Annotated in this window: 20 protein-coding genes and 1 pseudogene; 15 read left to right on the forward strand and 6 right to left on the reverse strand. The window is 41.3% G+C overall.

The window, feature by feature from the left end; all coding sequences use genetic code 11:
* Positions 1 to 150: a hypothetical protein gene (locus NLP_RS33025; protein ID WP_158680344.1), complete on the reverse strand. Its 150-nt coding sequence runs from the start codon at positions 148 to 150 to the stop codon at positions 1 to 3.
* A 94-nt stretch (positions 151 to 244) separates the two neighbouring features.
* Between NLP_RS33025 and NLP_RS11610 the strand changes: the two genes are divergently transcribed.
* The 3 genes from NLP_RS11610 to NLP_RS11625 all read left to right on the forward strand — a co-directional run bounded on the left by NLP_RS11610 (position 245) and on the right by NLP_RS11625 (position 3,302).
* Positions 245 to 1,486, forward strand: coding sequence for a hypothetical protein (locus NLP_RS11610; RefSeq protein ID WP_104906539.1), 1,242 nt, complete (start codon positions 245 to 247; stop codon positions 1,484 to 1,486).
* A gap of 36 nt (positions 1,487 to 1,522) precedes the next feature.
* On the forward strand, positions 1,523 to 2,290 hold the full coding sequence (locus NLP_RS11615) for a phosphatase PAP2 family protein (protein WP_104906540.1): 768 nt from the start codon (positions 1,523 to 1,525) through the stop codon (positions 2,288 to 2,290).
* A gap of 400 nt (positions 2,291 to 2,690) precedes the next feature.
* Positions 2,691 to 3,302, forward strand: a complete 612-nt coding sequence (locus NLP_RS11625; RefSeq protein ID WP_104906542.1) for a hypothetical protein — start codon at positions 2,691 to 2,693, stop codon at positions 3,300 to 3,302.
* A 54-nt stretch (positions 3,303 to 3,356) separates the two neighbouring features.
* Here the strand turns inward: NLP_RS11625 and NLP_RS33030 are convergent, their stop codons facing one another.
* The 3 genes from NLP_RS33030 to NLP_RS11635 form a co-directional block, all read right to left on the reverse strand.
* Entirely contained in the window at positions 3,357 to 3,521 is a 165-nt protein-coding gene (locus tag NLP_RS33030; protein WP_158680345.1) for a hypothetical protein, read from the reverse strand.
* A 28-nt stretch (positions 3,522 to 3,549) separates the two neighbouring features.
* Positions 3,550 to 5,895 (reverse strand): alpha/beta fold hydrolase, encoded by a 2,346-nt coding sequence (locus NLP_RS11630; protein WP_104906543.1) that lies wholly within the window; start codon positions 5,893 to 5,895, stop codon positions 3,550 to 3,552.
* A gap of 293 nt (positions 5,896 to 6,188) precedes the next feature.
* Positions 6,189 to 6,818: a hypothetical protein gene (locus NLP_RS11635; RefSeq protein ID WP_199784802.1), complete on the reverse strand. Its 630-nt coding sequence runs from the start codon at positions 6,816 to 6,818 to the stop codon at positions 6,189 to 6,191.
* 393 nt (positions 6,819 to 7,211) lie between these two features.
* On the opposite strand from NLP_RS11635, the gene NLP_RS11640 reads away from it, so the two are divergent.
* The gene (locus NLP_RS11640; protein WP_234017278.1) at positions 7,212 to 8,975 is read left to right on the forward strand and encodes a mechanosensitive ion channel family protein; all 1,764 of its coding nucleotides are present in this window, start codon (positions 7,212 to 7,214) and stop codon (positions 8,973 to 8,975) included.
* Positions 8,976 to 9,074: 99 nt separating this feature from the next.
* On the opposite strand, the gene NLP_RS11645 is transcribed toward NLP_RS11640, so the two are convergent.
* A complete protein-coding gene (locus NLP_RS11645) occupies positions 9,075 to 9,620 on the reverse strand; it encodes a hypothetical protein (RefSeq protein WP_104906544.1) in 546 nt (181 codons plus the stop codon).
* A gap of 254 nt (positions 9,621 to 9,874) precedes the next feature.
* Between NLP_RS11645 and NLP_RS11650 the strand changes: the two genes are divergently transcribed.
* The 3 genes and pseudogenes from NLP_RS11650 to NLP_RS11660 all read left to right on the forward strand — a co-directional run bounded on the left by NLP_RS11650 (position 9,875) and on the right by NLP_RS11660 (position 12,373).
* Entirely contained in the window at positions 9,875 to 11,200 is a 1,326-nt protein-coding gene (locus NLP_RS11650) for a DUF58 domain-containing protein (RefSeq protein ID WP_104906545.1), read from the forward strand.
* A gap of 56 nt (positions 11,201 to 11,256) precedes the next feature.
* Positions 11,257 to 11,766: a GNAT family N-acetyltransferase gene (locus NLP_RS11655; protein ID WP_104906546.1), complete on the forward strand. Its 510-nt coding sequence runs from the start codon at positions 11,257 to 11,259 to the stop codon at positions 11,764 to 11,766.
* Positions 11,763 to 12,373, forward strand: a pseudogene (locus tag NLP_RS11660) (GNAT family N-acetyltransferase). The gene NLP_RS11655 and the pseudogene NLP_RS11660 overlap by 4 nt, the downstream one beginning before the upstream one ends.
* A gap of 160 nt (positions 12,374 to 12,533) precedes the next feature.
* On the opposite strand, the gene NLP_RS11670 reads toward NLP_RS11660, so the two are convergent.
* Complete coding sequence (locus NLP_RS11670; RefSeq protein WP_104906548.1) at positions 12,534 to 12,944, reverse strand: hypothetical protein; 411 nt, start codon at positions 12,942 to 12,944, stop codon at positions 12,534 to 12,536.
* A gap of 1,115 nt (positions 12,945 to 14,059) precedes the next feature.
* Between NLP_RS11670 and NLP_RS11675 the strand changes: the two genes are divergently transcribed.
* The 8 genes from NLP_RS11675 to NLP_RS11710 all read left to right on the forward strand — a co-directional run bounded on the left by NLP_RS11675 (position 14,060) and on the right by NLP_RS11710 (position 21,142).
* The gene (locus tag NLP_RS11675; protein ID WP_104906549.1) at positions 14,060 to 14,323 is read left to right on the forward strand and encodes a hypothetical protein; all 264 of its coding nucleotides are present in this window, start codon (positions 14,060 to 14,062) and stop codon (positions 14,321 to 14,323) included.
* Between the two features lie 662 nt (positions 14,324 to 14,985).
* A complete protein-coding gene (locus tag NLP_RS11685) occupies positions 14,986 to 15,246 on the forward strand; it encodes a hypothetical protein (protein WP_104906551.1) in 261 nt (86 codons plus the stop codon).
* Positions 15,247 to 15,324: 78 nt separating this feature from the next.
* The gene (locus NLP_RS11690) at positions 15,325 to 15,597 is read left to right on the forward strand and encodes a hypothetical protein (protein ID WP_104906552.1); all 273 of its coding nucleotides are present in this window, start codon (positions 15,325 to 15,327) and stop codon (positions 15,595 to 15,597) included.
* A 144-nt stretch (positions 15,598 to 15,741) separates the two neighbouring features.
* On the forward strand, positions 15,742 to 16,002 hold the full coding sequence (locus NLP_RS11695; protein WP_104906553.1) for a hypothetical protein: 261 nt from the start codon (positions 15,742 to 15,744) through the stop codon (positions 16,000 to 16,002).
* Positions 16,003 to 16,080: 78 nt separating this feature from the next.
* Positions 16,081 to 16,209, forward strand: a complete 129-nt coding sequence (locus NLP_RS35510) for a hypothetical protein (protein ID WP_267894914.1) — start codon at positions 16,081 to 16,083, stop codon at positions 16,207 to 16,209.
* Positions 16,210 to 17,036: 827 nt separating this feature from the next.
* Positions 17,037 to 17,675, forward strand: coding sequence for a hypothetical protein (locus tag NLP_RS11700; RefSeq protein ID WP_104906554.1), 639 nt, complete (start codon positions 17,037 to 17,039; stop codon positions 17,673 to 17,675).
* Between the two features lie 99 nt (positions 17,676 to 17,774).
* Positions 17,775 to 19,136 (forward strand): HlyD family secretion protein, encoded by a 1,362-nt coding sequence (locus tag NLP_RS11705; protein WP_104906555.1) that lies wholly within the window; start codon positions 17,775 to 17,777, stop codon positions 19,134 to 19,136.
* On the forward strand, positions 19,136 to 21,142 hold the full coding sequence (locus NLP_RS11710) for an ATP-binding cassette domain-containing protein (RefSeq protein WP_104906556.1): 2,007 nt from the start codon (positions 19,136 to 19,138) through the stop codon (positions 21,140 to 21,142). The genes NLP_RS11705 and NLP_RS11710 overlap by 1 nt, the downstream gene beginning before the upstream one ends.
* Positions 21,143 to 21,157 lie beyond the last annotated feature (15 nt).

The raw sequence follows: 21,157 nt of genomic DNA on the forward strand, positions 1-21,157 counted from the left end.
TCAGTTGGGATACACAGCCGTTACTTGTGTCAACTTCAGGTGAAAGTCATGATATTTTTGACCGTAGCCTGATTTGTGAGAATTGAAAACCACAGATCCCCGATTTCGTAAAAGTTGTCGGGGATTTTGTTTTTCGTCAGCAGTTAACAAATCTTCAGAGGAGTAGATTTATTTTTTTCCAGTTATTCACTAGCGATCGGATAAAATCGATTCAGATTGAATTTCTATTTATTTAAAATATAATATGTTTGCCAGAATCCGCCGAATTTTGAGTCAATTTTTTAGCAAATCAAGGACAATCAACAACGAACCACTAAATAAAGTAAGTTTAATTGTCATTATTATAATTGATATTTTTATCTTGATTAATGTTTTTACCGGACTTGATGATATTAGCAGATGGCATATCAGTCCGACTGAGGCTTATCCATGTTATTCAGAATGGCAAAATTACCGGACAAAAACTACTAAAGATAAAGACTATGAAATTGTTAGACTTTCATTGTCATCTTACACAAACAATCAACTCACTTTTCGGCGAAACTATCAACAAGCCGAAGCAGGACATCTGGGTAAGGTTTCTCAAACGTGCTTGCAATATGCCGATTACAAAGATAAGATTAACAATCCTAAAAAGCAGCAAATTATCAGAACTATCGAGCAGAAACAAGCGAAAATTACTAGCCTTCAACAAGCTAATAATACTATTAAATCTCAATATGACTCAACGCTATTAGAAAAAATTGCAGGTCAGAGTAGTGAACAATCAATTAATCAAGTCAGTGCACAAAAAGCTAAACAGACATTAGAAGAAAACAATCGTCAAATTTCTACTCTTAAACAAGAAACTTCTACTCTTAGAAATGAACTACTTGCCAAACCGGAAAGCATTAGTTTTATAGCCTTTATTAAAGATGACAATCGATTCAAAGAAGTTGACAAAGGCTATCAGCAGGCATCATTTTGGTATCCAAGTATCCAACTTGGTTTTCAGTCTCTCTTTCTTTTACCACTGATTCTTATTGCCTTCTCAGCTCACAAATTTGCCCAAAGAAGAGGATATGGACTCGTTTCGCTAATTAGCTGGCATTTGCTAGTTATCTTTTTTATCCCATTAATAGTTAAAATATTTGAATTTTTGCAAGTAGGTGCAATATTTAAATTTTTATTTGATATAGTCAGTGCCATTTTTGGTGGTTTACTTTTTCTGATAAATTATGTTTATATCTTGCTGATTCCAATTATTGGTTTTGGAATCATCCAGTTTTTTCAAAAATTTGTCTTTAACGCTAAAGTCCAAGCTGCTAGTAGAGTTCAAAACTCACGCTGTGTTAATTGTGCTAAGAGAATTCAACATCTTGATACTTACTGTCCACACTGCGGTTATTATCAGTACATTGAATGCCAGAACTGTCATAATCTTACTTATAAACATTTGTCGTACTGTAAACATTGTGGAACTTCTCAAGTATCCAGTAATTTGTAATCAGTGAAGTCGTCGATCGGTCTTCTTAACTTAGATATGGAAAAAGCGAAACAAATCAATAAAGAGAATCAGTCACCGTTTGATTTTCTCGAAAACCTGTTGATTGCTCGTTGGCGATCGCTCTTACTCCTTTTGATCGGAGTCTATTTACCTTTGCAGGTTTTTGAAATCTTAACAGTGAAGATATGGGAGAATCAAGCGGGCTTTCCGTGGGATGTACCGATTCTGTTAGCAGTTCATTCTACAACAAACCCACAGTTAGATGTTTTAGCTGTCACCCTAGCTACAATTGGGCTGCCTTGGACGGCGATACCGATTTTGGGTGCGATCGCCCTGATGTTACTACTTCAAAAACGCTGGCGATCGCTAGCTTATTTACTCACCGCCTCACTGGGAAGTGTCATCATCAACCGCACAGCCAAGGAATTAATGCATCGAGTGCGTCCACAATTGTGGCAGTCTATTGCACCTGAGTCTAGTTTTGCATTTCCCAGCGCTCATGCGATGACGAGTGTAACTCTGGTAGCAATTTTGTTATTCTTAACTTGGGCTAGCTCTTGGCGCTGGTTAGTTCTCATCTTTGGCAGCTTATACATCATAGCTATTGCGTGGTGTCGTCTCTATCTGGGGGTTCATTTTCCCAGTGACATTCTCGCAGGTTGGATGGTTTCATTAGGTTGGACAATTGGTGTCAGTCTAATTATCAATCCGTATACAACTATAGCCAAATCTGTAGATGGCGAACGTCCTAAAGATGAAACTACTTTACTCCCTGAAGAAATAAAGTTGATAAATGAGGATTAATATTAGCCCTCACCCTAAATCCCTCTCCCAAGCTTGGGAGAGGGACTTTGAAATTGGCTCCCCTTCTCCCAATTTTGGGAGAAGGGGTTGGGGGATGTAGCAAGATCCCGCAGGGTAGGCAAATTTTGCACTTGTGCAAGATGATTATTAAAACCAGAGCATGGTTTCAGTAAGCTTATTTTGAATTCAAAAATTGTATCTCAAAATATGGTCTTTTATTTTTTGTCAGGAACTCGTTTTGTAAGTAAAGCTAATAACTTAATTATCCAAAAACGGTATCATCGGCTATTATTTTTGGCGTTGGCAAAACTTTTAGGTCTACTGACTTTACCATTCAACCTCTTGGTGATAGAGTGATCCCATTAATTCATATCTATTCAAAACAACAATTAACATAACAATGAAAACATTGCGAGCTTTAACGCCGATCGCGCTGGGTTTACTTACACTTACAGTCGCGAGTTCTGTGAATGCTCAAGCGATAATCGATACTGTAGACAACGGTAATTTAAGTGTGACGGGGATGACACGAGGAAGCGGTTGCACTGTCCTTTTTAGCCCTCAAGGGGAGCTAGTTCAAAATGGTCGTTCCTGTAGTTCAAGAGAAATTGGTAAAGCTCAAACTGCGATCGATACCTATCTCCGGGAGCAAGGCGCACCTGAGCGCAACAGTGACGACTCAATGCGGCAAAGACTGACCTTAATCTGCTACGGTGAAGGTCGCAAACCAAGTCTTGAAAGCCGCAACAGCTATGAATGGAACTCACGTCGTCATCGCTATGAACTGCAAAATCGTGTAGAGTCTTCGACAGACGAGTTCGATTCCGAGGTTCAAGTCGAGATTCGTAATATGCAGGGAAAAATTCATCTGGCCGGAAAGCTCATCCCACCAATTAATTCAGGCGGTACTGATGGATGGTGGAACCTCAACGATCTCCGTGTCACACCGAAGCAAATCACGGGAAAATACCGGGTGAATGGGCTAAATCATCCGCGTGTTGAAATCGATTGACGCAGTGGACGGATTGCCATTAATGGGATTGAGGATTTCCGTGGTAGTTGCGATTCAGGCGACTGGAGCAGTGGCAGAACTCGTTTCTAGTCTGGCTACTTTTTGTCTAAGTCTCAAGAAGTAAGGCCAGTTCATCCTGGCCTTTGCCAATGGCGGTAGAGATGCGGTAACTGTATTTGGGAATGCGGCGAGTAACGCATCATCCGCGGTCTTTGACATTGGCTTTAGCAGGATGCTCCATGACAACCTACTTTGAGGAAGTTGCAGGCAGCACGAACTTGGTTTTCAAAGCTTCCCTGCACGCTGCATTGGGAGATGAAGTGGGATTCATCACAAATGCGGCTCCTACATCTCTAGCACATTGCGAAAATATAAGAGCGCCATGTCCGAAATTGGGAAATTGTATTAATGTGCCATTTGTTAATCCTGCTAATACCTGTTTGCCCACATCTGTATTTGTTTCAGTATCATAGCGATCTTGGAAAATCAGGGTAGGAATGCTGCTTTTTACAATTTCGCGATCGCGCTTCAAAGCAGGCTTAACAGACCAGATTTGACAGATGGCGTAGGCTTGGCGAGAAGCAATCGCTCGATTTAGTCCCAAACCAGGCATCTCCAGTGCTTCAAAGGTTGCCAGCGTCCGATCCTTATTGCTAGGAGGGACGAAATCTTGACAATCGAAGCTTCTAAACACACCCTCAGCCACCACGTCATCAATCTTTATGCCAGAGCGGAAAATAGTCCCAATCGATTCATAAACATGACGGATTTCTGTATTTGACATCGCCTGCAAAGCTTGAATCAGCGGCTGTCTCTTGTTTTCTGGGAAGATTTCAGTGATGGAGGTGATTAAAACACTACGATCGCGCGGTTTTTGAGTTTGAAAGCCCACGCCATAAAGATTAGCTCTCGCATCGGGGCGTTCTTTTTCGGGCAGGGTTTCGATCGTCGTCAGTACCTGCTGTACCCATTTCTGAGAGGGACGATTGGCTTGGGCTAAGTTGGCAGTTTCGGTCAAAAGTTTGTGGGCTTGTTCTCGCAACTCATCCGCTTTGGCAAGAAGTTCTTGTGAACGACCAATCGGAATCGGCTTAGTTGGGGGCGTCGGGAAAATCTTGCCTGACACAACACCTGTATAAGTCGTAGTGATGCCTCGTTCTAATTCCGACACGATCAATGGAATGTAAGCAGCTTTCCGTGCATCTAGATCGATATTCACTGATTCAATTAAGCTAGCAAAATCTGCCACGGACACTGCTTTATCAGTTCCCGCGATCGCAATGGGCTTCTTTGCAAGTGTTTTTAGCAGTGCGATCGTGCGTGCTTTGAGATTGGGATACGCTGCATTACAGGCGGTGTCCTTCTGACAGTCTTCAATCAAATTCAGCATTACCACTTCCAAATCCCTCGGTGCAACTTCGTACTTTTTCACTTGAGGGGGAATCGTGGAATCCAGCACGACACTCCGCAGACGTTGCGGATAGTCGCGCATGATTCGCAATGCTAGATAAGTACCGTAAGAAATACCGTAGAGATTGACCTTTTCATAACCCAAGGCTGTCGCAAGATTGATCGCATCTGTGGCATTGTTAACAGTGTTGTACTGATTGAGATCGAAGCCGTGTACCTGTAGTAACTCAGAGCAGACTTTGTAATATGAGAGCATCTCAGCAAGGTCAGACACATCGTCAGACTCATCCTTTTTGAGACTGGCAGCAAATTTTTTAGTAAATTCAGCAATCTTGTTGCGCCATTCGCTGTTGGAATTTTTAGCCAGCGTATCCAATGCAATGAAGGTGGGAGAACAAGCCAGATCGCCTGAAAATCGAGAGCCGCGCTGATCGAATAGAATCACGTCACGGATCTGACGCTGAGGTTCATAAAATTGAGGGAATACTCCTAGAGCCGTTATATCGCTGCCGCCCGGGCCTCCATGTAAAACTAAGAGGGGATCGGGCTGGGGTGAAAGACTCTTGCTCTTAAAAATGGTGTAAGTAATTTCAACTTTGCGTCCGTTGGGTTGGCTATAGTTTTCGGGAACGGTGAGAATGCCACAGATCGTCGTTTTACCGTCGATTTCTTCTGGCGCAACAGCAACGGGGCAAGGGATTTGAGTGGTGCGGTAGAGAGATGATGGCGGCGAAGGTTGCTCGGCAAATCCAGAGGCAGATTGAATCGGTGGATCGGCCGTCTGTGTACTTGGCGTTTGTGAAGGGGTGAGGCGAATCGATTGGGATTGAGTAGATGCACGAGTAATCCAGTAGACGTAGATCGATTCATCAGGAAATTGATAGATTTGACCTTTGCTGCCGAGTGCATCTTGTCGGTAGACTACTCGACTCTTTTGATCGAGATAGCTTCCGGGGCGTTTACCGAGCGACTGTAAAAAATAGTATTTGCCATTGCTGAGTTGAATGGTCACTATGCCTCGTCGTAGTTGTGAAAAGGTGCAGGGTACAGTATCCACCTTGCCAATTTCCACTTTTGAATAGATAACACAATTCGCCTGTATCGTCTCTGCTTTCGCGGCTACAGAGAAACCAAATGAAGCGATCGCGGTTGTGACTGCTAAAAGTAAATTTTGAAGCTTCATGTTAAAAATGTATCGTGATTATTTAGGAAAATAGAGCACAATGTCTGAGAAGTCCCCTGGAGGATGCTTAAGCTAATCGTCATTCATTTTTCCAGACTGATTCGCTTGTAGTAACGGCTTCAGCCCTGGTGTTATGCAACTTAAATGCTCATTAGCTTATTCACGAAAGAATCAGCGTTTCAGACATTGTGACTTAACCAAATAATTAATGAGGGTTTCAGCTTTTTCGGCTACCTTTTAAGAAATCCGGGTCTCAGTGCCCTCTAAATTGGATGTGTTTGTCCAGATAGCAACTATTTCTTACAATCCTCTGAACCCCCTGTGTAAACAATCGATTGGTAGCGTCCTTCCTCTGTTCGGATCGTTACACAGTAGTTAGTTCTGCCTTCTAGCCAGTAGCCGTAGCCCGAATCATCACTCTTGACCCATCGATAGCCCCGCTCTTTCACTGTGTTTTCTGCCTGTCCTGCCCTTGCCCCCACTAAATCACTCAACCGAGAAACAGTAGTACCCGCCTCAGGCTGACGCCTAGCAGCAGCCCTACGATTTCTGTTACCTGAGTTTTGTCGATTAGCAGATGTATCCCAATAGACAAAAATCGACTCATTGGCGAGACGATAAATCTGTCCCCGATCGCCTAGTCCAGCTTGTCGATAGGCAGCATCACCATTTTGATCGCGATAATTGCCGGGTCGATTACCCTCAGGGAGCAAGTCATAGCTACGACCATTTTCCAGTTGAATGCTAACCGCACCCTGCCGTTGGGAAAAGGTACAAGAACCAGAAGATGTGGCGCGGTCTTGTCCTTTTGGGAACACATCGCAACGGGCATTCACGGTATCGGCTTTGACGGATACGGGAAAACTCAAAGAAGCGATCGCCAATGCTACCGCTAAAAATAAATTTGAAGATTTGATCGCCATAAAGCTCCTGAGTTATGACAACGAAGATGACATTTTATATCATCCCCTAAATGTGCATTTGCTAGTTGACACTTGCAAAAATTTTTAAACTATCTGGCGTTGTGTCACTCTCCAAAAACTTTTGCAAATTCTGAATTCTAGAGCTTTTGTATCGGAAGCATAGGCGTAGCCCGCCGCAGGCATCGCCAGTTTTTTTCTCTTGAAGAAGAATTTCGAAAAAGCAAGTCAGAATTAAAAGCGTGGGGGATTCAGACCTTCTACTAATTGAAGACCAGATGGAGATAAAATCGCTATTTTCCTTGTTCTAAAATCTCTAAATTAATTGATGATAAAGAATTAAAGTCGGACGATGACCGACACTAATATCAGTTACTCAATCACTTGACCATAGATATGTTCCTGTTTAATCGCTTCCTCCATTCAATAATTCGGTTTGTGCTAGTCAGTGTGATGACGATCGCAATGGTGCTTGGTTGGAGTGCGATCGCTCACAGTCAACTACCTTCTTTACCTACCGCAGCCTCCAACGATCCGCATAAGCCACCTAGTGGTGTTACCCGCCTCGGTATGTATGAAATTGCGTCTGTGTATTCACCCTTAGACAGAAACTTATTGTTTGAGATTGTCTCTCCCACTGTTTTTAATCGTAGCCAACCGCCAGATGGATCTCTTCCAGTAGAGGTACGTGCCGAAGAAATAACACAACGGCTCATGCGAGCGCTCGACCGAACTAACAAAGCTAAACAAACTCCTCTGGTTTCTATTGCCATTCTGAATAAAGATTTAATCCTCCAGTTGAGTGACGATCAAACGACCCGTCCTTTAAGGCTGGTGAGTGTAACAGAGCCAGATGCTGACTACCACGGGAAAACTCTGGAGGAATTGGCGCAGGAGTGGCAAAAAATATTACAAGCAGAAGTGGAACGCATTAATAGACTCTTCTCGCATAAGGTATTGTGGCAACGGATTGGGCAGGCACTGCAAATCAGCATCGGCTTAGTGTTGGGGAGTGTTGTGTTGTGGTTACTGCGGCGAACTTTAATTCGCAAACAGACAGCATTGCAAGTTCGCCATCAAGAGCAGAAAGCTGCGGTAAAACAGGGTGTGGTCAAGCGAGCTGAGGCAGAAACATCCACAACTATTCACACAATAGAGATCGGCGAAAAGAAAACAGATGCAGACACGATCGCCCATCAGCGATCGCAGTTTCTAGACACGATCCAGCGACAGTTCAGCCTCAAGCGCCAACTGGGGATTTATTCTCTGCTGACATGGCTACTGTTTTGGGCATTTATTCTGATGTGGTACATCGGGATTGTGGTCATCATGTATCGCGTCCCCTACCTCATGAGATGGTGGACGGACGCTTTAGCCAGGCCCCTGGCGCTACTGATTATTTGGTTTTTCATCAGTCTTGTTATTCGGATCGGCAAAATCTTAATTGACCGCCTCACTGATGTCTGGACAACCCATTCCTCTCTCCCTTTGAGTGAAACTCAACGGATTGCGCTACGAGCTGCAACAGTTTCCGGGGCACTCAAAGGATTAATCACTTTTGTTTTCATCACCTTGGGTATCTTGGATTTTCTAAAAATATTTAATCTGCCTACCAGTTCAATTTTGGCAGGGGGCGCTGTCATCGGTATCGCCATTTCTCTTGGTTCCCAAAGTCTGATTAAAGATTTAGTCAATGGCTGCTTGATTTTGATGGAGGATCAATTTGCTGTGGGAGATGTAATTGAGATTGGGGATAAAAGCGGACTGGTGGAAAATCTCAACCTGCGGGTGACTCAACTACGGAATAACGAAGGTAAACTAATTACCATTCCCAATAGCAATATCATGAATGTCAGCAATCTAACCCGTCTCTGGTCGCGGGTAGACTTTTCTATTGTAGTGGCGTATGAAAACGACCCCAAGCAGGTTTTAGAGATTCTCAAGCAAGTATGCAAACAATTGTATAGCGAAGTAGAATGGCGCGATCGCCTGCCAGAATCGCCCCAAGTGTTGGGGATTGATGACCTATCCCACACAGGTATGTTAGTGCGCGTCTGGATTAAAACCGCACCTATGGAACAATGGAGCGTTGGGCGAGAGTTTCGTCTACGGGTACGGCAAGCCTTTGAAGCCAACAATATTCAGATGAATGCAAATTGAGGATTGTCAGCTGAAAACGAATAACTTACTAGAACCGCTAAAACCTTTTGCTGAAAAACGCTTCAATATACTACAAAACTTTTTTGCAAGATGATTAAATTAAGAACAGCCCTCAACATATTCGACTTCTGGCAATTTACCCGCTCTGAACTCAGTGACAAGCTTACCATCAGTCTCGAAGACTAGACGATAGTTGCGATCGCCACGGTCTTTCGGGATGAAAGTTAGGTAATGTCCGTTTTGGACGTATTTATGAGGTGTAACTTTAATTTGTCCTGGGTAAAGTGACTTGATTTGCGCTTCTGTGTCGCCAATTTTTGCACCTTTGAGGGTAGTAATCTGATTATTTTGCCTCACATCTACTCTAGAAATCCGACCTTTTGTCACCATGAACGAAAGGTTTTTGGGTTGATTTTGTGGCTTAACATAATAGCAATTATTATTTGGTGCATCGCCCACTAGCTTAGTACCAGCAGCCTTTGCCGCTTGGGGGACAGTCATGCCAACTTGTACTGTACCGATGCCGTTGATAAAAAGTTTTGATTGGTTCGTCAGTTTCGCCTTTGCTACAACTGTGCTGACAGTCAGAGAAGAAACTGCCAGTATTACGGTGACAAAAGTCAATAATTTAGTTTTGCTATTCATAATTGTATATTTTCCTCAGTTAGGTTGATAATTTCATCGAAGCAGAAACTGCGTACTAAGTTTGTCAATTTTTCTGCCAAAGGAGAATGAGTTTGTGGAATTTGCTCAATTGTGGTTCAAATACTTGAATTCTGCTGTAAACAGTAAGTCGCCATTTTTCTACAAGAAAAAAATATAAGAAGTTAGCAAGTCTTCTTATTTCGGTTACATTGAATTCACCTTATACCTAGCTCTTAACTTCATCGCTCTAAAAAATGGTTCCTTCCAAACGAGTTTATTTATTATTGGTTTTGGGTATTGCGATCGCCCCGATCCTATCCTTATTTCTGATTGTTAGAGCAACCATCGCTATCACTGTGCTATTTAATGCCATCATTTTCGGACTGATGGTTGTAGATGGTTTGCGGGTGCGGCGTTCTCGTGTGCAAATTAGCCGCGAATTACCGTCACGATTATCGATTGGGCGAGATAATCCTGTAGTGCTAAAGGTGACATCGCCAAATAACGACACCCAAATTGAAATCCGCGACTATTACCCAACAGGATTTGGCGTGTCTGCACCTGCACTCAGCGCCATTGTTCCCAGTAACAGCACTGAGGAATTAACGTATACCGTCCACCCGACACAGCGGGGAGAGTTTCCTTGGGGAAATATTCAAGTCCGACAGTTGGGGCTTTGGGGATTAGCTTGGGATGATTGGCAAATTCCCCAAAGTCTGCCAGTAAAAGTTTATCCTGATTTAGTGGGATTGCGATCGCTGACCATTCGTCTGACACTGCAATCATCGGGATCGATGCGCCAATCTCGCAAAACTGGTATTGGTACAGAGTTTGCCGAATTGCGAAACTATCGCACAGGTGACGATTTGCGGTTTATTGATTGGAAAGCTACCGCCCGTCGGGTTGGGGCTTATGGTAATGCTATGCCACTGGTGAGGGTTTTGGAACCAGAACAGGAACAAACGTTACTGATTTTACTCGATCGCGGACGGCTGATGACGGCAAAAGTACAGAATTTGCAGCGATTTGACTGGGGATTGAATGCAACTTTATTCTTAGCTTTGGCAGGTTTACATCGAGGCGATCGCGTGGGTATTGGTGTATTTGACCGCCAAATGCATACGTGGATTCCCCCAGAACGCGGTCAACATCATTTGAATCAGCTAATCGATCGCTTAACTCCAATTCAACCAGTGTTATTTGAATCTGATTATTTGGGGGCGGTGACAAATGTTTTGCAGCGACAAACTCGGAGGGCGCTGGTGGTAGTGATTACTGACTTAGTTGATGTTACTGCCTCTACAGAACTCCTAGCTGCACTCTCCAAGCTAGCACCCCGCTACCTTCCATTTTGCGTGACTTTGCGAGATCCACAAGTCGATCGTCTAGCACACACCTTTACAGATGATGTCGCAAGTGCCTACACCCGTGCAGTAGCACTAGATTTATTAATGCAACGACAAGTGGCTTATGCCCAACTAAAACAAAAAGGTGTATTAGTGTTAGACGCGCCAGCAAATCAAATTGCCGATCAGTTGGTTGAGCGATATCTGCAACTCAAAGCGCGAAATCAACTTTAGTCATTGTTACTCTAACTTGTGTATTTTTATGCAATTATTTAGCGGAGGTATAAACTTTGCTTAAAATTATCCAGGTAGAGACTGATAAACATAACTCTCATATCCAGGAAGTGTTTTGGGAATATTTTAATGAGACTAAGTTAATATTCAGCCATAAATTCGGCATCAATTTAAATATTAATACATTCTTTGAACAATATATGACTCAACTCCACGAATTTCTACCCCCTTCAGGGCGCTTGCTTTTGGGACAATATGAGGAAAAAATAGCTGGCTGCGCTTGCTTGCGAAAGATTGGTGAAGATATGGGCGAAATTAAAAGAATGTATGTAAGACCAGAATTTTGCAGAAAAGGAACCGGTCGGTCTTTATTAGAAGTTATCATCAATGAAGCTGCCTACATTGGTTACTCCAAAATACGTTTAGACAGCGCCCCTTTTGCAAAGGAAGCACAGGCACTTTATCATATATTTGGCTTTCATAATATCGAGCCGTATTTGGAAAAAACAGAGATTTCTCTGGAACATCGAGCAAACTGGGTTTTTATGGAATTAGTTTTAAAATGATCGATATCCGTTGTGAAACTCTGCTAGACTACACAGCAATAGCTGAGGTGAATACATTAGCCTTTGGGCAAGAAAACGAAGCTCAACTTGTGGAGAAAATTCGCTATTCTGACCGTTATATTTCCGAACTTTCTCTAGTTGCAGAGGTTGAAAATGTTGTAGTCGGTCATATTTTATTCAGCTACATTGACCTGATGGGTGAAGAAACCCTACAGGTACTTAGTTTAGCTCCTTTGGCAGTTCATCCACAGTTTCAAAGACAAGGAATTGGTAGCGCACTAATAAAAGCAGGGTTAGAAATAGCAGAGGCAAAGAAAGAAGTCATAATAATTGTACTAGTACAGCTTGGCGTAAATAAACATACCATTTCAAATGGCGCAAGAGCTTGGAATACAATTCTTTTGACTTTTGACTTTTGACTTTTGACTTCCGCCTTGCGGTACTAGGTCATCCCCAATTTTATACTCGCTTTGGTTTTCAGCCTTCTGTTGTTTATGAAATCGAGTCTCCCTTTCCGGTACCAGAGGAATTTTTCATGGTGAAAGCATTACAAAGTTATCAAAAGCAGTATCAAGGCAAGGTTGTTTATCCAGATGCTTTTTATTAAGTATAGTAAAATACAGTTTAGTTAAGTATTTATTTTTTCTCTTTGAGACGCTGCGCGTAGCTTGCTTCTCCGTAGGAGTACGCGATTCGTTATTACTTCTGACTTTTCACAGGATGTAGAGAAGCGGGAATAGTTCGCGGGCACATTATTCGCGAACCCACTAATAATCTTTGTTGTATTTAGAAGTTTCTTCGATTAAATCTTTCAAACCCTGGTTTAAAATTTTAATTGAACGATCTAATGCTTCGATTTTGGCTTTTAGAAAAATTTGTTCTACAGCATCTAGGTATGCTTGACTACCAGCTTTACCTAAATGTTTGTAACGAGAACTCTTACCATCAGTCTTTGTGGGAAATATTGCCACACTAGCCTGTAGTTTATAATACCAATATGCTGAATTCCTGCCTTTAGCGAGATAGCGAACAATCGAACAGGAAGATGCAGCTACTTCTCCCGAAGCACTTGCACTTATTGCTTGGATTTCTTTCTCAAGATGCTCTTTAGCTTGAACTACGCAATTTATGCGTGCATATAAATCTTCTTGGGGCAAGGGTTTTGAGTTATTAGGCATAAAACAAAAATTATACGGTTCGTGAATAACTTATACGAACCATTCTTGGCTCTACAAAGCTTTTAAACAATTAAAATTAAACCATTAATTTCAAAATGTAGTAAACAGTACAACAAAATGTAATAAAAAATACAACAAGCAAGTTTGCCACAAGGTTTCCAACTCTAACTAACCTCTTCACCAAACTTGTATCCCAATTACACTATTTTTTATATATTCTAAGTATCCTCCTAGCCCCACTATTGCGCGTATTGTCCAATCAATAGTGAATTCAACATTATTTTTGCTTTGGAGGTGTACTAGCAAACACCAGATATCTCTGTAACTTAGTTAACATCGATGATGCAAGAATTTGTAGTTTAGTTCAGTACCAATAAGTCATTCTTAATAGTTTTGTCGATACAAATAAGTCATTCTTAATAGTTGCGTAGCAATCAATAAGTTATTCTTAATACTTTTGCCGATACAAATAAGTCCTTCTTAATACTTGCGTAGCAATCAGAGTCAAAAAACCTATTATCAAAGATATCTCTCACCCACCAAGCGATCGCTTTTTGCTTTGCAGCCCATTTCAGAACTTTATAATACTCTTCTATCTGGCAACGATAAGTATATCAACGGAGAATATAGGTAATATTTTTATGTGTGATAACAAACTCGCTTGTTAATACCTGAAATCTAAAAATCATTTCATCTGTTCATGTTCGCGAATATCATTCGCGAACCACTACTATTCTCGATATCCGGTAAAAAATCACTCCAAATTTTCCGCAGAAATAGTAATGCTTCCATTGCAACTTCTCAGCGATTTCTCTAGAATCAGATTGACAAACTTCTTGACCTTATAGAATGAAATAGCCCTGTAGCTTGGGTTAGGGAGGATCTAAAAGTACCTAAAGTCAGTCACAGCGAAACAGTTTTCAAACAGCTTTTAAATACATAATGAGGTAAATAGCTGTATATATGAGGCTTTCAACAATCGCAAGCAAGAAAAATTATGTAAAACTACTATTTATTAATTTCTAATAGTGCTATTCTTTTTTGTGGCGCTAAAAAGCAATCAGTAAATTGGACTCAGACAATAATCCTAAACAGGAAGTTAACCAGGGAAAAGTATGCTTAAAATTCGTGATTTGAACTGCCAGCAGAGTTACTTAGAATCTCTAAATGATGAGAAAGCCAAAAACTTAGTTGGAGGCGCTGGTACTACGATTTTACTATTGACAAGTGGAACAGTGGCTGTTTACGACGACACAGGAGCTCAGATAGACGCTAGTAGTATTAGTTCTGCTTCAATAACAGCAGACGCTTTCGGTAATAAAAAAGTAGCGGGTGGAACTTTAATTCAAGCAACAGTAAGACCAATCAAGAAAAAATAACACGAACACGACGTTAGCTTTGTTAGCCTCAAATACCTTTTTTCAAGTTTCGCAATAGAATTTAACGGAAGTACTCTGAGTGTTAGAGTATGTTTGCAAATTCAAACATACTCTCAACTCGACTTTCTCCAAAATTAAAAATTTGGATTTCTTTATCCAGTAAAAACCCTGGCTTTTGGGCAAATACTTTTTCAACTTCACAGATTACCGATGAAGTTAAAAAAGTAAGACTACTGTTGCACAAAGCTTTTAGGGATAGTATTCAGTTCGCTAAAAAATGGATAAATTTGAGCTAACTTTATAGTAAAATAAAATCGCAGTTTCCTTGCTTACCAACTTTGGCTTCAAGTGCTTTTGCTTTAAGCACTTTTAGATAAAGAATGGTGTGAAAAGTGCTGGTGTTCCAGATAATTGCTCTAAAAATGAATTATCAACCCAGTTCTAATTCGCATATTAATTATTCGGAAAATTAAGAACTAAGGCAACAATTTAGGTGGCGTTATGCTCCACCTAAATTGTTGTTTTTTAGCAAATATATCAAAACTATATTTACAAAACTTAATGAAAAAAAATGTTGCAAAATTATCTGAATTGTTTATAGTTATTATGTTGAACTAATGACGCTCAAATTTCAATTAATCTCTTTTGAATAGATAGAATCTATGGCTACGATAAAAATATCTGAATTGCCAGAAAGCCAATTAGAGAAACTTTCTGATGCCGATTTACGGTTAGTTAATGGAGGAGGTAGTGGTTTCCAAATTAGTTTAGGTGGAACTGCTCTTTCCACAGGTGTAAATATTGGACCGGGAAGAATTGAAAATGCTACTGCATCCACTGGTAGCTTACAAGGAGGGGTTGGATCGCCATTTATCGTTGCTACTTTTGCTACTAACGCTGTATCACTGTCTTTCCCTTCTTAAAAATCATCAGGGAAAATTTTACAAGCATAGTAAATAAGATACCTCAACGTACTACCAAGAAAACTCAAACAGGAAATTATGGCTAATATCAAAATCGCTGAATTACAGTCTAGCTTGCTTGAAGAAGTATCAGTTATAGATTTGGACGCTGTTCATGGTGGAGTTAAATCTAAGCCTGGTATTCAAGCTGTTGGAGGAAGCTCAGGAGGTGGCTTAGGTGTTGCTATTAATAATGGATCAACGCTTGGCATTGTAAACAGTTTCGCTATCGTTAGTGGTCAACTAGGAAGTGCCGACGTAGAGTTTGGAACACAATTCCAGGGTTTTACTTCATCCAATTCACTTAGATAACTTAATGCTTTAGACATTACCTAAAGCTTTTTCAAGTTTTGTAATAGAATTTAACGGAAGTACTCTGACCGTTATAGTTATGTTTGCAAATTCAAACATACGCAGCACAAATTTCAATTAATCTCTTTTGAATAGATAGAATCTATGGCTACGATAAAAATATCTGAATTGCCAGAAAGCCAATTAGAGAAACTTTCTGATGCCGATTTACGGTTAGTTAATGGAGGAGGTAGTGGTTTCCAAATTAGTTTAGGTGGAACTGCTCTTTCCACAGGTGTAAATATTGGACCGGGAAGAATTGAAAATGCTACTGCATCCACTGGTAGCTTACAAGGAGGGGCTGGATCGCCATTTATCGTTGCTACTTTTGCTACTAACGCTGTATCACTGTCTTTCCCTTCTTAAAAATCATCAGGAAAAATTTTACAAGCATAGTAAATAAGATACCTCAACGTACTACCAAGAAAACTCAAACAGGAAATTATGGCTAATATCAAAATCGCTGAATTACAGTCTAGCTTGCTTGAAGAAGTATCAGTTATAGATTTGGACGCTGTTCATGGGGGTAAAGGTGTTCAAGTTACTGGAGTAACCACAGGAATAGTTATATAGGTTTTACTAATGGTGGATCATCGAAGACCATTTCAGACAGTGGAAGTCTTTTTACTGGTACAGTAGACAATTTCACCTTACAGTTTAGAACATTCACTGCGGGTTCTACTTTACCCACTTAGATAAATTAATGCTTTAGGCATTTTCTAAAGCTGCATATTTAGGGCTAGAGTTAAAGTTTGACTAGAGCTCCATTTTTTCACGTCGTGCTTGTAATGTCGCTAAAGGGGCGATGCAAATGCATATTCATTTCAGTCAAGGCTTTGAAATTTTATTTAGATGTGTTTGCCTTAGCCTGACTCATATCTTGTATTATTTCACCCTAACCAGAAAAATTACGTTTTCAGACTGAAAAACTCAGAATTTAAGGTTAAATTAATGGTATATTTAATCTATTTTTTCATGCTAGGTTAATTATTTAATTAAATTTCTTGCAGAGTTATTTAAATATTTAAAATTGAAAATTAAAACTAATTATTTCTTTACAATATTTTAAATAGAGTGATGATAAAGTATAAAACATTGCTTTTTTAATCAAGCAATCATTAGCTAATATCTAATTTCTTAAAAGCTTCAGTTGATTAGCTGAACCTAATAAGAATATATAGAAGTTAACTTTGTAATCTAAGAGGATGTTTGAAAAGCTATTTTTGTTACCAAAAGTATCTAATACCCCCCAACCCCACCCTTGGAAAGGGTGGGCAAATAGCTTCTTAAAGCCTCCCTTGGAAAGAGGGTTGAGGGGTAATGTCAAAGTTGATGCGTTATGTGACACTTTTCAAACATCCTCTAAGTTTTCGTTCTCTAAAAATACTAGGAATTAAATTATGGGGGCTATCTTATATCCACTCTACACGGTAGCTAATTTGGTCTTAGCTATATGGAGCATAAGTTTATGGCAGCACTCACACAATGCCAACATATTGTTGCTGCTGTTAGTGGTAGCTGGAATGACTTATGACAATCTTATTATTTCTCTGGGTCGTTTGATTAATGAAGGTAGTTTCCTAAAATTACTTAATCGTCTGCGTTTCTTATTACATGATTTATTGATTCCATTGTTAGTGGTAGTGGCTGTTCAACTAGCTAGTGCTGCTGGTGTGTTCTGGGCAAGTAAACCGATTTTGCTCTCCGGTTGCTGGACGATTACATTTGGTTTGATTGGATTGGCATTACTAACTAATTTTAAGCACTTGGAACTAGCACCAATAACTTTTGCTGGCAGTTTGCGATATAAACCGAAAAATGGTCAAGCGCCAATTTTGACAATTTTAATCGCTTTGCTAGTTGGTGTGGCAGGATTCTACATTTGGCGTGAAATCCAATGGCCTTGGATGTTTGTAGGAACAGTGGTAATGTTGTTTGGCAATGCTTTACCTACAAAGATTTTTGGCTCTTTAGTTGGTTCGGCAGTTGATTTTGCATTTATCTTAGCTCTGTTGGCAACACAGATTGTATTGTCTTAGTTAGGGCTAATTTCGCGCCTCTATAGAGTACAAACTTTCGTTTAAGGCTTACTGCAAGATGGGAATCCAATCCATAAATTAGTAATCAAGGGTAATAGCATGGCTCAGACTGTCTCTAAATACACAGAAAGTCTTCCTGCTCCAGTAGAACCAACAAAGCAGCACCGCACCAAAGCGGTTCCTTTGATGTTGGCAATGGTGACGATCGCAGGTATTGGTTATCTATTTTGGAGCTTACAGCCGCAACCGAGAACAGACATACTCAAGGTAAGTGGACGCATTGAAGGTTATGAGACTAAAATTGGCGTCAAGCATTCGGGACGAATTGAGTCGATTGCAGTACGCGAAGGGGCTGCGGTTAAAAAGGGTCAGAAGTTAATTGGGTTAGATAACAGCAACGACCAACTCCTACAAGGACAACTGCAATCTGCAAACGCACAGGTTGCGTCTGCTCTATCTGACGAACAACAGGCTCGTTCAGATGTAGAACGGGTACAGGGTGAGATAGAAGAAGTCAACAGCCAAATCCTTGAAGCCCAACTTAACTTACAGCAATCGCGAGGTGATACGGTAGGTCAGGTTAATCAAGCACAAGCGAACACTGCGGCAGCTAAAGCGCAAGTGGTACAAGCGCAGGCAGTACTCAAACAAGCCGCAGCAGAAGTTAAGCTAGCTAAAATAAATCGCGATCGCTATATTAAATTGCTCAATGATGGAGCAGTTACCCAACAGCAATCTGACCAAACACAAACTACCTTCGACACTGCGATCGCAACTTTACAGGCACGACAGGCAGCAGTAAATGCGGCTTCTGAGCAATTAAGTGCTACCCAAGCGGCGCTCACCCAAGCCCAATCAACCGGTTTCAACCCCGGTATTAGGAACGCCCAGTTAGAAGCCCTAAGAAGAAAGCACGCTCAAACATCCGCTCAAATGAAATCTGCTTGGGCGCAAGTTAAATCTGCTCAGGCAAAGGTGAAAGTTGCGTTGGCATCAAAACAACAACTCATTACCCAAATTCAAGATTCCAATAAAGACCTAAATGTTCTCAGTCCTCTAAACGGTGTTGTAACTGCCCGCAGTGTCGAACCAGGTGCGGTGGTGGATAGTCAAACGAACATTCTGTCAGTGATTGATCCCTATACGATTTATTTGAGGGGTTTTATTCCTGAAGGAGATATTGGCAAAGTGCGCCAAGGACAGGTAGCAAAAATCTTATTAGATTCTGCGCCTAATAAACCCCTCCGAGGTAAAGTAATTGCCATCGATGCCCAAGCCTCGTTTACACCTGAGAATATCTATTTTCAGAAGGATCGGGTCAGACAAGTTGTCGGTATTCGCATAAGTGTTGAAAACCCTGCGAGCTGCTTTAACCCCAAACAACCCTACACTGGTGCAGATTTACCCTGTGCCAAGATTGGGATGCCAGCTGATGCAGAGATTCTATTGAAGGGTAAATAATGGATCGCAAAGTCACAAGTGGCGCTCAAATTTTACCCCAAACCCCAAGTCTTGCAACCCAAAGTATTTACATTCGAGGCTTGCACAAGCACTATGGTCGTTTAGCCGCAGTCCGGGGGATTGATTTGACAGTACAGCAGGGTGAGATGTTTGGGCTGATTGGCCCTGATGGTGCAGGGAAAACTACAACCTTTCATATTCTCGGTGGCGTGATGGAACCCACCGCCGGAGAAGTGCAGATATTTGGTCAGCTTGCACGGGATGCTCGCTCAATAACGGGGTATTTGACGCAGCAGTTTTCTCTGTATTTGGATCTCAACATTAATGAAAATTTACGTTATGCAGCTGGCTTGCGACAAGTGCCAGATGATTTATTTTGGACACGTCGCAATCACTTGCTACGCTTGATGAACTTAGAGCAGTTTGCAAAGAGGCAGGCTGGACAACTCTCAGGCGGTATGAAACAAAAATTAGCACTTTGCTGTGTTTTAATTTCACAGCCCCAAGTCTTGTTACTGGATGAACCTACCACAGGTGTTGACCCGGTTTCACGGCGAGAGTTTTGGGATGTGCTAGCGCAATTATCAGCAGGAGGTATGACCATTGTCGTTGCTACACCTTACTTGGATGAAGCAGAACGCTGCGATCGCGTAGCTTTGATGTATGAAGGTCAAATTCAAAAAATTGGTACTCCTGCTGCTTTACGCTCCAGTTTAGCCTTACATCGCCTAGAAGTTCATACCTCAAATCTGCAATTAAGCGAGCAAGTATTATTACAGACAGCACAAGCAAACATTGTAGATGTGCAAACATTTGGCGATCGCCTTGATGTTCTTGTCAAGGATATAACTTTAGGTCGTAGACAGGTGCAGGAGTTGCTGCAACAGCAACAATTATCATTTAGTATTGAGTCTAATAGCCCCACATTAGAAAACGTCTTCGTTACCCATTTACGGCAACAGGGGTTAGCAGCGCAATTTTTTCCATTTCCGAGAGCTAAAGCAACCAACCAGCAATGGAAAGTGGAGAACTACAAGTTAACTGTAGCAGCAAAAGATAGAGAAATTAATCCTAGTTCCTCATCGATTGCCATATACGCTCATAACCTCAACCGCTTTTTTGGCAATTTTCAAGCAGTCAAAAGTGTCAATCTTGAGGTACGCCACGGTGAAATCTTCGGACTCTTAGGTGCGAATGGATCTGGGAAAACCACCACAATTAAAATGTTGTGTGGATTGCTTAAAGCCAGTGGTGGTGTCATTTCTCTTGGGGGCGAAACAAGCAACCTGCGTAGTACTGAATTGCGGCGGCGTATTGGTTACATGAGCCAGAAATTCACCCTTTACGATGACCTAACAATTTTAGAAAATCTGGAGTTTTATTGCGGTGTTTATGGTGTACCCCGCAAGCTACGCCAGGAGAAAATTGATTGGGTGATTGCCATTTGTGGGTTAAAAGGACAGGAAAAGATGCTTACCGGACAGCTACCGGGTGGTTGGAAGCAGCGAGTTGCTTTTGGTGCTTCGGTAATGCACGAACCAGATATTTTATTCCTTGATGAGCCAACATCAGGGGTCGATCCGCTTGCACGCCGTCAGTTTTGGAAGTTGATTAATGACTTTGCCCGTAACGGGACAGCTATTTTAGTAACCACGCACTACCTTGAAGAAGCTGAACAGTGTAATCGTATGAGTTTTATGGTTGCGGGAGAAACCGTCATCTCTGGTTCTTCCAGTTCGATTAAAGCCAGTCAACCAGGACAACTTATAGAGGTTATTGTCAACCAAAACCAAGCTGCTGCCGATCTACTCAAACAACACCTCGATCCTTGGCGTGTCTCCATCTTTGCCGATAGTTTACACATTGTCCTTGACGACCCCGATCGAGAACTTCCTCAACTACTAAAACTTATAGAATCTGCTCAAATCACCATTTCCCGTGTGCGCCCCATTTCTTTTTCCCTAGAAGACGCTTTTATCGGTATAGTACAACGATCGCAAAACTAGTATTTTTTTATTTTT

Origin of the sequence: Nostoc sp. 'Lobaria pulmonaria (5183) cyanobiont' (genome assembly GCF_002949795.1) — a bacterium.
Classification (GTDB): domain Bacteria; phylum Cyanobacteriota; class Cyanobacteriia; order Cyanobacteriales; family Nostocaceae; genus Nostoc.